General features: G+C 61.8%; 15 protein-coding genes. 14 read left to right on the top strand and 1 reads right to left on the bottom strand.

The window, feature by feature from the left end; translation table 11 throughout:
- Positions 1-28 precede the first annotated feature (28 nt).
- From IVA78_RS12450 to IVA78_RS12405, 10 genes are all read left to right on the top strand, one after another.
- Positions 29-751 carry a biotin/lipoate--protein ligase family protein gene (locus tag IVA78_RS12450; RefSeq protein ID WP_247278125.1) on the top strand — a complete coding sequence of 241 codons (723 nt, stop codon included), beginning with the start codon at positions 29-31 and terminating at the stop codon, positions 749-751.
- Positions 748-1,287 carry a DUF6505 family protein gene (locus tag IVA78_RS12445; protein ID WP_247278124.1) on the top strand — a complete coding sequence of 180 codons (540 nt, stop codon included), beginning with the start codon at positions 748-750 and terminating at the stop codon, positions 1,285-1,287. The genes IVA78_RS12450 and IVA78_RS12445 overlap by 4 nt, the downstream gene beginning before the upstream one ends.
- On the top strand, positions 1,284-2,291 hold the full coding sequence (locus IVA78_RS12440) for a DUF6352 family protein (protein WP_247465486.1): 1,008 nt from the start codon (positions 1,284-1,286) through the stop codon (positions 2,289-2,291). The genes IVA78_RS12445 and IVA78_RS12440 overlap by 4 nt, the downstream gene beginning before the upstream one ends.
- The gene (locus IVA78_RS12435; protein ID WP_247278122.1) at positions 2,288-2,803 is read left to right on the top strand and encodes a DUF3305 domain-containing protein; all 516 of its coding nucleotides are present in this window, start codon (positions 2,288-2,290) and stop codon (positions 2,801-2,803) included. The genes IVA78_RS12440 and IVA78_RS12435 overlap by 4 nt, the downstream gene beginning before the upstream one ends.
- A complete protein-coding gene (locus IVA78_RS12430; RefSeq protein ID WP_247278121.1) occupies positions 2,800-3,423 on the top strand; it encodes a DUF3306 domain-containing protein in 624 nt (207 codons plus the stop codon). The genes IVA78_RS12435 and IVA78_RS12430 overlap by 4 nt, the downstream gene beginning before the upstream one ends.
- Before the next feature lie 121 nt (positions 3,424-3,544).
- Positions 3,545-4,324: a molecular chaperone TorD family protein gene (locus IVA78_RS12425; protein ID WP_247278120.1), complete on the top strand. Its 780-nt coding sequence runs from the start codon at positions 3,545-3,547 to the stop codon at positions 4,322-4,324.
- Between the two features lie 29 nt (positions 4,325-4,353).
- Positions 4,354-4,572, top strand: a complete 219-nt coding sequence (locus IVA78_RS12420) for a twin-arginine translocation signal domain-containing protein (protein ID WP_247278119.1) — start codon at positions 4,354-4,356, stop codon at positions 4,570-4,572.
- 2 nt (positions 4,573-4,574) lie between these two features.
- The gene (locus IVA78_RS12415; protein ID WP_247278118.1) at positions 4,575-7,517 is read left to right on the top strand and encodes a formate dehydrogenase subunit alpha; all 2,943 of its coding nucleotides are present in this window, start codon (positions 4,575-4,577) and stop codon (positions 7,515-7,517) included.
- Positions 7,518-7,529: 12 nt separating this feature from the next.
- The gene (gene fdh3B, locus IVA78_RS12410) at positions 7,530-8,126 is read left to right on the top strand and encodes a formate dehydrogenase FDH3 subunit beta (protein WP_027571966.1); all 597 of its coding nucleotides are present in this window, start codon (positions 7,530-7,532) and stop codon (positions 8,124-8,126) included.
- Between the two features lie 31 nt (positions 8,127-8,157).
- Positions 8,158-9,165 (top strand): formate dehydrogenase subunit gamma, encoded by a 1,008-nt coding sequence (locus tag IVA78_RS12405; protein ID WP_247278117.1) that lies wholly within the window; start codon positions 8,158-8,160, stop codon positions 9,163-9,165.
- A gap of 29 nt (positions 9,166-9,194) precedes the next feature.
- Here the strand turns inward: IVA78_RS12405 and IVA78_RS12400 are convergent, their stop codons facing one another.
- The gene (locus IVA78_RS12400) at positions 9,195-9,404 is read right to left on the bottom strand and encodes a hypothetical protein (RefSeq protein ID WP_247278116.1); all 210 of its coding nucleotides are present in this window, start codon (positions 9,402-9,404) and stop codon (positions 9,195-9,197) included.
- 2,106 nt (positions 9,405-11,510) lie between these two features.
- Here IVA78_RS12400 and IVA78_RS12395 point away from each other — a divergent pair.
- The 4 genes from IVA78_RS12395 to IVA78_RS12380 all read left to right on the top strand — a co-directional run bounded on the left by IVA78_RS12395 (position 11,511) and on the right by IVA78_RS12380 (position 14,090).
- Positions 11,511-11,966, top strand: coding sequence for a GMC oxidoreductase (locus IVA78_RS12395; RefSeq protein WP_247278115.1), 456 nt, complete (start codon positions 11,511-11,513; stop codon positions 11,964-11,966).
- 78 nt (positions 11,967-12,044) lie between these two features.
- Positions 12,045-12,239, top strand: coding sequence for a hypothetical protein (locus IVA78_RS12390; RefSeq protein WP_247415326.1), 195 nt, complete (start codon positions 12,045-12,047; stop codon positions 12,237-12,239).
- Between the two features lie 247 nt (positions 12,240-12,486).
- Positions 12,487-12,906, top strand: a complete 420-nt coding sequence (locus IVA78_RS12385; RefSeq protein WP_247415325.1) for a CopG family transcriptional regulator — start codon at positions 12,487-12,489, stop codon at positions 12,904-12,906.
- 5 nt (positions 12,907-12,911) lie between these two features.
- Entirely contained in the window at positions 12,912-14,090 is a 1,179-nt protein-coding gene (locus tag IVA78_RS12380; RefSeq protein WP_247465483.1) for a PHB depolymerase family esterase, read from the top strand.
- The last annotated feature ends 13 nt before the right edge of the window (positions 14,091-14,103 follow it).

Genomic DNA, 14,103 nt, shown 5'->3' with positions numbered 1-14,103 from the left:
GTCGATCCCAGTCAGCCACGTTTCCCTGGTGGAACCGATCCACCTGCCGCCGCCGTTCACATTGGTGCGGCTGCGCGAGAGTGGCGACGCTTTTGCCCACGCATGCCGCATTGCACCGGAGAGCGGCGCCGGAACGCTCGTCTATGTCGGCCGCTTTGATCTGGCGGAGTTCGCCGTGGTGCTGGAGCCAGCCGAGCCCTTACGTACGGCGCGGCGCGCGTTCTACGCCGGCATGGTCGCCCTCACCGATGCCTTGCGTGCCTACGCACCGCCGAGCAAGCCGATCACGATCGTTTGGCCCGACGCCGTCAGGATCGATGGGGGGCTGGTGGGCGGTGGGCGGATGGGATGGCCTCCTGAGGCTGACGAGGACGCGTCGCCACCATGGATGGTTTTCGGCGCGATGATCCGGACGGTTGCCATGAACGAGGACGAGCGGGGTGTTCACCCGCTCGCTTCGGCGCTCGAACAGGAAGGCTTTGGCGAGGCTGGTGCGGTGCAGATCACGGAGAGCTTTGCTCGGCACCTGATGCTGGCATTCGATGATTGGCAGGCGGGCGGTTTTGAGGGCGTGGCGCGAGAATATCTTTCCCGCATGCCCCGCGAACGGCAGACCGTTCTGCGCATCGACGATCGCGGCCATCTTCTCACGCGCCGGGTTGGGGCGGGCGAGATTGAACGTGGCGACCTCGTGCGGGCGCTGGCGACGCCTTCGTGGCTCGATCCGGCGCTCGGAGGGCCGCGGCTGTGAAGCTCCTGCGTACCATCGCGCTCGATCCCTCCGACACCTTCGTGTTCGATGTGGCGGCGGAGCCGGGTGAATGGGCCGTCTCCGGTGCTTTCCGCTTCTGGGATTGCGACGGTGCGAAGCTCGAGGGCAAGGCGCGCGCGGCGTTTCGCGGCGGGTTCCTCGGGGTGCAATCCTGGGGCTGGTCGACGCTGGCGCAGATCGTTCCGGCGACCGAGGACGATTACCGCAGCCTGATCGATCTCCTTGCAAGGCAACTCATCGATCGTTTCGGTGCGCCGGACATGGCCACAGCAATGACGGCCGCGGAAGAAGAGGTGGCGTTCTCGCAATCGCTGTGCAGTCATCCGATCAGCTCCCTTATTGCGGTGCACCGGACTTCAATTTACGGCGAAGTCCGCGAGTCCTTCCGCCGACTGAAGCTCCGCGTAGGGCAGGGGCACAGCAAGGCGTTCTCGTTCATGGAAGTGGAGGACGACGTCCAGCCTGACGGCGACGTCAGGCTTGCGGATCTGGGCCGGGAGCCGACCGTCAGATGAACGATTTCTGGATCGCCTGCGGCCATCATCTGCTCGATCGCGACGAGGGCGGTGGGCTGTGCGTCACCGACGAATTCCTCAAAGCCTATTTTGCCCGTCCCGAGCTGATGCCGCCCGACGATGCGTGTCCGGTCGAACGCCGGTTGCACCGCGAGCTGCTCGCCGATCCGCGTCAGGGGGTCGGCGCCGACGAAATTGCCGGAATTTCCGACGCCGACGCCCGGGAGAACTGGCGGTTCGTGCTGGCGTTTCGCGATCTCCTGTTGCGGCATCCGACGCTCGAAGCGGCCTATCTTGCATCGCTGCGATCAGGCGCGAACGACCTGCCGCCGCTGTTCGTCAATCAGCTGGTACATGTCATCCTGCGCAACGCGCTCGATGGCTGCGACGACCCCTTTGTGCTCCGCGCGGCCGAGCTATTCTTCCGGGTTCAGCGGATCCTGCCGCATGAGCAAGCCCTGCTGCTCGGCGACGAGGAGATCGTCGGCGGCCGGAGCCCGACCCCGGTGCTCTCCCTGATGTCGATGCTGGGCGCCACCAACGAGGCGATGCTCGATATATTGAGCGAAGAGAATGTCGAGGCCTATTGGCAGCGCAGCGACCAATTCGACATGGCCCTTGACCTCACGGCCGGCGGACGCGGACCAACTGCGCTGGCGCAGGCGATGATGCGCTGGGTCTCTCATCTGCTCGGCATCGAGGTCACGATCGAGCCGCTGCGCGCGCTGCAGGACGCAAAGCTCACCTGGTATGTCGGGCTCGATACCGAGGCCACCAGGCTTGGCGACCGTCTGTGGCAAGGCGAAGACGTCGACGAGCGCGACGCCGACCGGGTGCTTGCACTGTTCCGGCTGATTTGTGCGGATTCGAGCCGCGCGCACGACGACGTCCGGGACGAGCCCGTCTACCTGATCCTGTCCATGACGGCGGATCAGAAGCTCCGGATGAAGCCACAAAATCTGCTGACCGGCCTTCCCGTGAAGCGCCTGGAGATGTTCACATGAGCCCCGCGGCATCGCCACTCGCATCCATCTCCGTCGGCGTCGTCGTCGAGCGGCGCAAGGCTGCCTCGCCCTGGGTTGACTTCGTCTGGCGCGGAATTGCTGTCCTGCCGGACGAGCCGGCGACACAACCCTGGACCGTGCTTCGCGAGCAGGATGGCACAGCCCTGTTCTATGCCGGAAGCGCGACCGTGGATCTCTATCCGTCCGAGACGGCGCGCTATCGCGATAATCTCGCCTCCGGCAATCCGAGCATCTGGACTGTGCTGTCGCCCTCGGAAGGCGCCTGGCCCTATGCCGTGACTGCGGTTACCGCTGACCCCGCGGAGGGCGAGGGCTTTACCGAAGCCGCCGATAATCTGGTCGAGGCCGTGCCGATGCCGGAGGTGCTGCGCGAAGTAATTGAAAGGTTCGTGGTCGAGCACCATGTCGAGCGGGAGTTCGTCAAGCGCAAGCGGCGCCGCGCTGATCCGGAGGCGCTGGCGCGGCGCGAACATGAAGGCGGACAGGAATGACTGAGGAGGAGTTCCTTGCACGCTGGTCCCGCCGTAAGCGCGAGGCGCAAGCGGAGCCGGCGGAGCCTGCCCGGGCGCAGCCCACGCCCCCGCCTGCGGCAAAGCAGGATGAGAGCGAGTTCGATCTCTCGACCCTGCCGTCGATCGACGAGATCAACGCTGCGACCGACATCACCGCCTTCCTGCGCAAGGGTATTCCACAGGAGTTGAGCCGTGCGGCTCTTCGCCGCGCGTGGGCAACCGACCCCGCCATTCGCGACTTTGTCGGGCTTGCGGAGAACGCATGGGACTTCAACGACCCGACCGCGATGCCGGGTTTTGGCCCGCTGGATTGCTCGTCGGAACAGCTGGCGGCGCTCGTCGAGCGCATCGTGGGCGGCGTGCGTGAGGCGGTGCAGTCTCTCCCCGAGGCGTCGATTGAAACAGCGGATTCTTCGGCGGAATTGCATCAAGCCGATGCGGCGGGCGCGCCGGATATTGTGCGGACAGCAGGCGCCACGGAACGTCCGGCAATCTCTGTTGCGGTGCAACCGTCAGTGGCGGAGAGATCTGCGGATTTCGCTGAGCCCCTCAGGCACCGTATTCACGGTGGCGCACTGCCGCGCGAGCAGCACGACTAAAGGCTATAGGTTCACGCTATGGACGGATGATTGACCATCCGTGGAACCGGGACTACGATTTCGTTAGAACACTGTTACAAAAGCAGTAATCAAGCAGACGGGACTCGGATGGGAGGTCCACGTGCGGGATGACGGGCTTGATCGCGCAATCGATGCCGCAGGCGGCATTGCTCAGCTTGCGCGCAAAATCGGCATCAGCCAGCCTTCGGTCTCGAACTGGACCCGGGTGCCAGCACAACGGGTGGTTGCAGTTGAAACGGCCACCGGTATTCCACGCAACGATTTGCGGCCCGATCTCTACAGCGAAAAAGCCGTCCCAGCGGGGCTCATCGATCCCGTCGATGCTGCGCGCGCGCAAGAATACGCGTTGCTAGCAACCTTGCTGTCCGCGCCGCCGTCGAAACGACTGCTCGAGCAGCTCTCGGCATTGAGTGGTGACGCCACGCCGCTCGGCCGCGCGCATGCGGCGCTCGCCGACGTCGCCTCAAGCGCAGTCGCGGCTAAGGTCGAGCGCGAATATTTCGATTTGTTCGTGGGGCTCGGTCGCGGCGAATTGCTGCCTTACGCCTCCTACTATCTCACCGGCTTTCTCAACGAACGGCCGCTATCGCGCCTGCGTGGGGACCTGACGACGCTCGGCGTCGAGCGTGTTGCCAACAATTCCGAACCCGAGGACCACGCCGCCATCATTTGCGAGATCATGTCCGGCCTTGCCGGCGGACACTTCGGTGCCTCGCCAGAGGCACAGCGCGCCTTCTTCGAGAAACATGTGTCGCCGTGGCTGGGGCGACTATTCGCAGACATGGAGGGCGCCGGGAACGCCCGCTTCTATCGGGCCGTCGGCGCGCTCGGTCGCACCTTTATCGAGATCGAGACGGAAGCATTCACATTCGCCAACTGACCGGCACGCGCAGGTCCAGGAGAGATGCGATGAGTGAAGACAAGAAGACCACAGTGGGACGCCGCGACTTCCTGCGCAAGGTCAGCATCGGCACGGTCGGTGTCGGTGCGACACTCGCGACACCGTTGGTCGGGTCGGCGCAGGCCGACGGTGAGACCAACGATGAGAAGCGCAAGGCGCGCTACCAGGAGTCCGACCACGTCAAGGCGTTTTACCGCGTCAATCGTTATCCGGCCAAGGGAGGCTGACCGTGCTGATCAAGCGAACACACCAGCATTCCCCGGGCCACGGCTCCGTTGTCGAGTCCCTTGCGGGCCAGGCCGGCGGTCTCGACCGCCGCAGCTTCTTGCGCAAATCCGGGCTTGCCGGCGGTGCGCTTGCCGCGCTCGGCGCCCTGCCGGTCGGCAGCGTGCGCAAAGCGGAAGCCGCAATGGCTGGTCCGCTCACCGCAGGCGCGACCATCCGCAAGAACATCTGCACGCATTGCTCCGTTGGCTGCACGGTGACGGCCGAGGTCTTGAACGGCGTATGGATCGGCCAGGAGCCGAGCTGGGATTCGCCGATCAATCGCGGCTCGCATTGTGCCAAGGGCGCCTCGGTACGTGAACTCGTACACAGCGAGCGGCGGCTGCGCTATCCGATGAAGCTGGTAAATGGTCAGTGGACCCGCGTCTCCTGGGATACCGCGATCAATGAGATCGGTGACAAACTTCAAGCTGTACGCGAGAAGTCGGGCCCCGATTCCGTCTATTGGCTCGGCTCGGCCAAGATGACCAACGAAGGCGCCTATCTGTTCCGCAAGCTCGGTGCGTTCTGGGGGACCAACAATACCGATCATCAGGCTCGCATCTGCCATTCGACTACCGTGACCGGCGTCGCCAATACCTGGGGCTACGGCGCGATGACCAACAGCTACAATGATATTCGCAACGCAAAGACACAGGTCATCTTGGGCGGCAATCCGGCCGAAGCGCATCCCGTGTCGCTGCAACATCTGCTCGAGGGCAAGGAGCTGCAAAAGGCCAACTTTATCGTCATCGATCCGCGCCTGACGCGTACGGCGGCCCACGCGACGGAATATGTGCGGATGCGCCCGGGCACCGACATTCCGGTGCTCTACGGCATGATGTGGCACATTCTCCAGAATGGCTGGGAGGACAAGGAATTCATCCAGCAGCGCGTTTACGGTTTCGACGACATCAAGAAAGAAGTTGAGAAGTGGCCTCCGGAAGAAGTCGAGCGCGTCACCGGCATTCCCGGCGAGCAGCTCAAGCGCGTCGCCAAGATGTTCGCCACCGAGAAGCCGGCAACCCTCATCTGGGCCATGGGCCAGACCCAGAAGACCGTCGGCACCGCCAACGTCCGCGCGAGTTGCATTGCCCTCCTGATGACCGGCAATGTCGGGAAAGCCGGCGCGGGCGCCAACATCTTCCGTGGCCATGACAACGTGCAGGGCGCGACCGATGTCGGGCTCGATATCGTCACGCTGCCGTTCTATTACGGGCTCGCCGAAGGCGCCTGGAAGCATTGGTCGCGGGTTTGGGAGGTCGACTATGACTTCCTGAAGTCCCGCTTCGACTCCAAGCAGATCATGGAAACCCCGGGCATTCCGCTGACCCGCTGGTTCGAGGCAGTGACATTGCCCAAGGATCAGGTCGCTCAGAAAGACAATGTGAAGGCGGTGTTCGTGCAGGGACACGCCTCCAACAGCATCACCCGCATTCCTGAGTCCCTGAATGGTCTGAAGGCTCTCGAGCTGCTCGTCATTGCCGACCCGCATCCGACGACCTGGGCCTCGCTCTCCGTCGAGGCGGGCCGCAAGGATGGCGTCTACATTCTGCCGGTCGCTACGCAATTCGAATGCAAGGGGTCGCGCGTCGCCTCCAACCGCTCGCTGCAATGGGGCGAGCAGATCGTGAAGCCGATCTTTGAATCGAAGGATGATCTCGAGGTCATCTATCTGATGGCGAAGAAGCTCGGCTTCGCTGACCAGATGTTCAAGAAGATCAAGGTCGAAAACAATCTTCCTGAAGCCGAGGATGTGCTGCGCGAGATGAACCGCGGCAGCTGGTCGACTGGCTATTGCGGGCAATCGCCCGAGCGCCTCAAGGCGCACATGAAGAACCAGGCCAAGTTCGATATGCTGAGCATGCGGGCACCGAAGGACGATCCCGAGGTCGGCGGCGATTATTATGGCCTGCCCTGGCCGTGCTGGGGATCGCCTGAGGTCAAGCATCCCGGCACGCCGCTGCTCTACAACACCAATTTGAATGTGATGGACGGCGGTGGCACGTTCCGGCCACGGTTCGGCGTCGAGCGCGAGGAGAAGCTGCCGGACGGCACGACGCGGAAGGTGAGCTTGCTCGCGGACGGCTCGTACTCGTTGGGGTCGGGAATTCAGGACGGCTATCCGGAGTTCACGCTGGCGAGCTTGAAGAAGCTCGGCTGGGACTCCGAGCTCACCGAAGCGGAAATGGCCGTGATCAACAAGATCAATCCGGCCAATCCGGACACGGTGTCGTGGGCGCTCGACCTGTCGGGAGGCATCCAGCGCGTGGCGCTGGCGCATGGCTGCGTTCCCTATGGCAACGGCAAGGCGCGCATGAATGCCTTCGGCTTGCCCGATCCTATCCCTGTTCACCGCGAGCCGATCTACACGCCGCGCGTCGACCTCGTCGCTAAATATCCGACGCTGCCCGATGCCAAGCAGTTCCGAATGCCGAATATCGGTTTTTCCGTGCAGAAGGCAGCGGTGGAGAAGGGAATTGCAAAACAGTTCCCGCTCATCCTGTCGTCCGGCCGTCTGGTCGAATATGAGGGCGGCGGCGAGGAGACGCGCACGAACCCGTGGCTTGCCGAATTGCAGCAAGACATGTTCATTGAGATCAACCCTGCCGATGCCGCCGAGCGCGGTGTCAAGGACGGTGGCTGGGTGTGGGTCACGGGTGCAGAGAACAATTCCCGGGCGAAGATGAAGGCGCTCGTTACCGAGCGCGTCGGCAAGGGCGTCGCCTGGATGCCATTCCACTTCGGCGGCTGGCTCGCGGGCAAGGATCTTCGCGGCAATTACCCGAAGGGCACCGACCCGATCGTGCTCGGCGAAAGCGCCAACACGATCACTACCTACGGATACGACCCCGCGACGGGCATGCAGGAGCCCAAGGTCACTCTCTGCCAAATCGCGGCGGTTTAGGGAGTAACGACGATGGCACGTATGAAATTTCTCTGTGACGCTGATCGCTGCATCGAGTGCAACGCCTGCGTCACCGCCTGCAAGAACGAGCACGAGGTGCCCTGGGGCATCAACCGGCGCCGCGTCGTCACTATCAACGACGGCAAGCCGGGCGAGCGGTCGATCTCGATGGCCTGCATGCACTGCACGGATGCGCCCTGTGCGGCCGTGTGCCCGGTGAATTGCTTCTACACCACGGCCGATGCTGTGGTGCTGCATTCCAAGGACCTGTGCATCGGTTGCGGCTACTGCTTCTACGCCTGCCCGTTCGGTGCTCCGCAATATCCGAAGGTCGGGAATTTCGGCTCTCGCGGCAAGATGGATAAGTGCACCTATTGCGCCGGCGGTCCGGAGGCCGACGGCAGCAAAGAGGAATACGAGAAATACGGCGCGAACCGGTTGGCCGAGGGCAAGCTGCCGCTGTGTGCCGAAATGTGTTCGACCAAGTCGCTGCTTGCGGGTGACGGCGAGATCATTGCCCAGATTTACAAGGAGCGCGTGATGAAGCGCGGTTACGGCTCGGGTGCCTGGGGGTGGAAGACGGCCTATCGCGAGACGATCGAATCCTGACGAAGGTCGCGCGAGCATTGAGGAGGAGCTCATGGTGTCGTTTGCAAAATTCGTTCGGGCGGCTGTCTGGGCTTGTGCTTTACTCCTTCTCATCGTGGCAGCTCCGGCACCGGTAGGCGCTCAGCAGGTCAATCCGACCGCAAGCGCGGTCAAGGAGCGGCAGCTCTTGCAGGAGCTGAACCGGATCCAGGGTCGCGTCAGCATTCCTGATCAAAGGTCCGGCGTTCTCGAGCAGCCACAGGGGCGGGAATGGCGCGAGTTCCACAATGTCACGCTGCGCTGGATCGGCGGAGTCGCGATCATCGGCATGCTGGCGGTGCTCGTGATCTTCTATCTCACGCGCGGCATGGTGCGCCTCGAAAGCGGACGATCCGGCCGCACCATCGTGCGCTTCAACACGTATGAGCGTTTCGTGCATTGGATGACCGCCACCTGCTTCATCATTTTGGCGATCTCCGGACTGAACATCACCTTCGGGCGACCGCTGCTATTGCCGCTGATCGGCTTCGAGGCCTTCTCCGAATGGTCCCTTTGGGCAAAGTACGCCCACAACTATCTGAGCTTCCCGTTCACCATTGGGGTCGTTCTGATTCTTCTGATGTGGATCGGTGGCAATATTCCGAACAAGGTGGACGTCGAGTGGATGAAGCGAGGCGGCGGCATCGTCGGGCACGATCATCCGCCGGCCTACCGCTTCAACGCCGGCCAGAAGGCGATCTACTGGATCGTCGTGATCGGCGGCGGTTTTGTCGCCGCGAGCGGCTATGTCCTCATGTTCCCGTTCTACACGACGGGGATCGAAGGCATGCAGCTGGCCCAGATCGTCCACTCCATCGTCGCTGTGCTGTTCGTCGCGGCGATGATCGCGCACATCTATATTGGTACGATCGGAATGGAAGGTGCGTTCGAGGCCATGGGCTCGGGCGAAGTCGACGTCAATTGGGCCCGCGAGCACCATAGCCTCTGGCTCGACGAGCAGATGGCGCGAACGGGTCCGAACGACGGACAGCCTCAACCTGCGACCGCGGCGGCCGAGTAAGACGAACAGCCTGAAAGTGGCCGGGCGTTCTACTGAACCGGCTCTCTCGCAAACAGGACAGAGCGGTCCTGCATCTGCAACTCCGGCAGCTTGCTCGCCTGACCGGTCTGCAGTTCCTTGATGGATGGCATGCTGCTCTGGCCGGCATGGAACAGGACGTGCGATTTGAGCACGCTGCTGGCGGCACCGGCGAGAAGCAAGGCTGCGATGAGCGAGGGCATGAGGCGTTTCATGCGCATCTCCGTCTGCCATTCCACCCGGCACGACCGATAAACGTAAATTGCCTGGCGGGATGTGAGCCACGTCACAGCCGGCCTTCAAATTACATCGGCCCCAGCGAGGCGGGAGTATGAAGCGAAGCAACTAAGCCGTTTCGCGCGAGCACGCCCTGCAAGCTCTATGGAATCCCTGATGTGCGCTATCGAGTGACGGGCCATTGTCGTTCTAGTGTGCGTGACGAGTGCACTGATAATCGAAAATGCGATTTCCGCTTCCAATTCGTGCCTATATGGGTTCCAGAAGAGCCAAGCTGCGGAAGCCTCGTCAAAGCAGATTTCTCAATCGGTCCAATCGCATAAAGAGACTGATCAGAGTAAAAATATATCAACAGAATGAATGGCTTAGATCGGAAATTTTCCACGGCGCCCATGATGGATTGGAGCGAGAGTTCAAGTCTTTCAATTGGTTGGAAGGCGTCGTATGCACGGCGTGTGCACCGAGAGATCAAGAAAAATCTACTGGCAGCAAGCGTGGACTTCGCTCTCCGAAGAATTTGGCTTCCAATGGCCCGAAAGTGCCGCGACTTATCAAGGGCAGTCCCTGCCAGCATTCCGTTGTTTACGAAGAAGCGCGAAGAATGACCGAAAGGCCAGCTCGAATTTCAAGCTGGCCGTCGCACACTTGCTCATCAACCGCCGACACGCGTCACGAAAAAGTAACATGCAGAAGCGGAAATCTAAGGCGCTCGTTCTACCTTATTCCCAGCATGACGTGGCTCGGACACGCGTGATCGCCGCTCTTTTTAGCGGCGCAGGCATTGCGACAGGCGCAAAAACGTGGCGGGCAGGCGCGGTCGATCCATCCTATTGCGACAAATGTGCCCACCGGGCGTTTCACTCATCGAAATAGGCGCGCTCGGGCGAAGCGGCAGAGAATGCCAAAATCCGCAATAACTGGCTCATCCATCGCATGTTTAGCTCCAAATGCCGGAGTTTTCGGCAAGATATACCATGACACCCAATGCTACCAAGGAGGGAATTCGAGGGAGCCTGACGACAGTGCGTTGCCTGGTGCGAAGAGGCCGACCAAGCGCGCCAGCCATTAGAAATCGAAAACCTGAGCCGGCATCACGTGTCCCTCTGCCGTTCTTTCATGTGGGACCCGAATATGGCGGGAGATTCTCGGAGCGCCTTCAAGGTACCTTTGAGCGTTCAAGAGGAGGAGTTTGCCGCGGCGTGTCGAGACTTCGTTCTGGAGAGAAAACCCGATCTGCCGGCATCCATCGTCATTAGGGACAACCAGCTCACGATCGCGGACGATCCGCATGTTCGAGACGCATTCGTAGAACTCGGTCTTGCCAGATTGATACGAGTTCTACATCTCGCAATCGAGGGCAGGGCGATTGCGCTCAAAAGAGTGCCAAGGCTTCTGTTCGATCTGTCGAGTTTCAGAAGAAAGGTGCTCTGCGCGTTAGATAGAGACGGTCGAGGTCGGCCCCTCGGGAAATAGGCGCGATTTCTCCAGCGCACCGTTTCAAGTGATAGATGGATGTGCGGTAAGGGCCTGGTATCGGGCCTGCTAAGTCACGCACGCATTCCTTGCGGTGCTGTCGAAATCTAACGACGCGGCAAATGCCGGAAAAGGCGCTCAAAGCCATCAACTTTAGCAGAAAATGCTTTTTGATGTGTACGATAGTTCTGCTGCTGGACGTCGTTCGTTGGGTTGCTTCGATCGAATTTCGCATTTGGCGTTTGCGAGAGATTTCCTATCGCTCGTTTCCTCCCTCTACTCGGCCCGGCGGCGATCGCCGGGCCCTTTTCCCAGGTCTCCGCTACGTCTGATGCTTCTCGGAACGCGGCTGATCAGCGTCGTATGACCTTCTTCAAGATTTCGGTAAGCGTTCGACATTCATCTCGGGTCTCTCGCGCGACCGCGCGAGAGGCTGGACGGCTGCGTGTTTAGGTTTCGCACTACGGCCGTTCTGCTCTCCGTGGTCTACCTTGCGAACGGCTGTTTCAACGACAGGGCTGGCGGCCGCTTCGGAGCTCTCGTGCCCGCGCTGTTTTCGGTCGGGTCTCTTGTCGGTATGGCCGTGTGGGACAGCCGTCCGGCTGCTGGCAAGGCTCGTGGTGCATCCGCAGCTCAATCCCTGGGCCGGCGATTTCTTTCCCGCCTCCTATTCCCCGCTCATCAAGCGCCTGAGGAAGTATGGCACCGCGAACCGCATCGTCGCCTCGATCCTCGGGCCGATGCTCGACGTGCCCGCCGGCCTCCGGCACCTCCTGATCCGGCTGGTGCTGCTCAACGGCACCGCCTTCCAGGCGACGCTCGCGGACGACCGCGCCTTCGAAGCCTTCGTGCGGCAGAGCGTGTTCGGCGTTTGGCATCCGGTCGGAACGTGCCGCATGGGCGATCCCGCCGACCGCACGGCGGTGGTCAATCCTGAGGGGCGAGTGATTGGCAGCGCGAACATGTACGTGGCGGATGCGTCCATTATGCCGCGCCTGCCCGCGGCCAATACCAATATTCCCACGATCATGATTGCGGAGAAAATCGGCGATTTCTTGCGAAAGTCGACCTGAGAAAATCGCGACGAGCGCGGGAGAACCAGAAGCAAGCGCTACCCCACTCGACCAATGCTGGAGGGAGACCGGGGACAAATGGAACGTCTAACTGGCGAGATCGTCCTGGTCTGCCGCTGCCTGACTCAGCACCGCAAGGGGAATAGATACGGACCTGATGTTGGCTCCAGAAAGCGCGGCATGGGCCGGCTTGGGTGGGAGCTGGCGCAGCAGATCAGGGAAATCTCGCCTGGCTTTCCCGTAGTCTACATGACGAGCGCCGGCGCGCCCTGACTGGAAATTGCAGGGCGTCGACGGCAGGGCCTTTGCCCCAGTTGGCTGCCGCGGTGTCGCAGCTACTCGATACCGGGGCCTCATCGGCTTGAACCGCTCCGAGTTTCCGATCCTTCGACCCCTCGGTGGTGGCTGATCGTCGGCTCCAGTGTCTCGTCGGATGGCAAAACTTCCTCTTGTAAAACCTCGCCAGCCATCCAAATAGCTTCTAGGCGCCATCCACGGGGATGGTCAATGGATAATTTCGATGTATGACAATGTTCGCGACCTGCGTCCCAAAGCACCAGACACCGAGAAAATCACGATCAACCTTGGCTACGTGGACCTCGGCCATGTCGATCTGATGGTGCAGGAAGGGTTCTATTCGAACCGCACTGATTTCATTCGCACGGCCATCCGCAATCAGCTCGAGCGGCATGCAGATGTTCTCAAGCAGTCGACGGCCAGACACAGCTTGGACCTCGGGCTACGCAACTTCACCCGCCAGGATCTCGAAGCGGCTCAGCGCGCCGGCGAGATGCTGCACATCAACGTCCTCGGCTTGGCAATCATCGCCCAGGACGTCACGCCCGACCTGGCACGCGCCACCATCGCGTCGGTCTCGGTGCTCGGAGCCCTCCATGCCACTCCCGCGGTCAAGGCCGCTCTTGCCGACAGAACGAGGTAAAGCAGATGCTGAATCGAAATACGATCCATGAGGCCACTCGTCTCACGCGTGCGGGCAAGTTGGTCGAGGCCACTGCGCTTCTGCAGCGCATGCTCCGGGGTGAAACTGCCGCAGAACCGTTTGATCGCGCGGGCCCTCCGGCGCCAGCGCGGCTGGAGCCGCCGACCATCGAGGTGAAGGCCGACGTGGTCGGGAAGAAGGAAAGGCGCCCAGCCACGCGGGCCGCTTCCGCGCAGCGGCGCGGACGGCCCGCGCCTTTGGACAACATGCAAGAGTTCGCTGGCCTCGGTCTGCGAGGCCCGATATTGCGCGCTCCTCCGTCCATGTCGGATGTCGCGCCCGACGGGACGCAATTCATTGCCGGCACATTCCGCAACGCGGCCGGAGTTCGAGCCTACAAGCTGTTCATCCCGAGCCGCTCTCGAGGAGAGCCCCTTCCCCTCGTCGTCATGCTTCACGGCTGCACCCAGTCGGCGGACGATTTCGCGGCCGGCACACGCATGAATTTTCTGGCCCGGAATTGTTTCGTGGTCTATCCCGAGCAGCCGCGCGCAGCCAATCAGTCGAAATGCTGGAATTGGTTTCGTACTGGTGACCAGGAACGGGATGGCGGCGAGCCTTCGCTTATCGCGGGCATCACCCGCCAGGTCATGCAGGATCATCGGATCGACCCAAAGCGCGTGTACGTAGCGGGGCTGTCCGCCGGCGGCGCGGCGGCTGCCATCATGGCTGCGACGCACCCCGACCTCTACGCCGCCGTTGGCATCCATTCGGGCTTGGTTTGCGGAGCTGCCAGTGATCTTCCCTCCGCTCTTGTCGCCATGCGGCAGGGAGCCCGTTCTATCATTTCCCATCGCGGACCGCAGGTGCCGACCATCGTTTTCCATGGCGACCGAGACACAACGGTGCATCCGAACAACGGCGACCGTATCGCCGAACAATCGGGTAATGCGTCGGATTTCAATGCGAAGGTCATCGGTGGAAAAGTGCCACACGGGCACGCGTATACCCGCACCATTCTGACCGACGTGAGCGGGCGCGCGGTCTCCGAACACTGGAATGTTCACGGCGCAGGCCACGCTTGGTCGGGAGGAAGTCCGGCGGGATCCTACACGGATCCAAGCGGCCCGGATGCAAGCAGGGAGATGCTTCGCTTCTTTCTCGAGCAATCGCTCCCGACTTAGTCGGCATCAGGTT

It is taken from the genome of Bradyrhizobium sp. 137 (assembly GCF_023074095.1).
Taxonomy (GTDB): Bacteria; Pseudomonadota; Alphaproteobacteria; order Rhizobiales; family Xanthobacteraceae; genus Bradyrhizobium.
The sequence above is the reverse complement of the archived record's forward strand: the minus strand, read 5'-3'. Positions and strand labels throughout refer to the sequence as shown.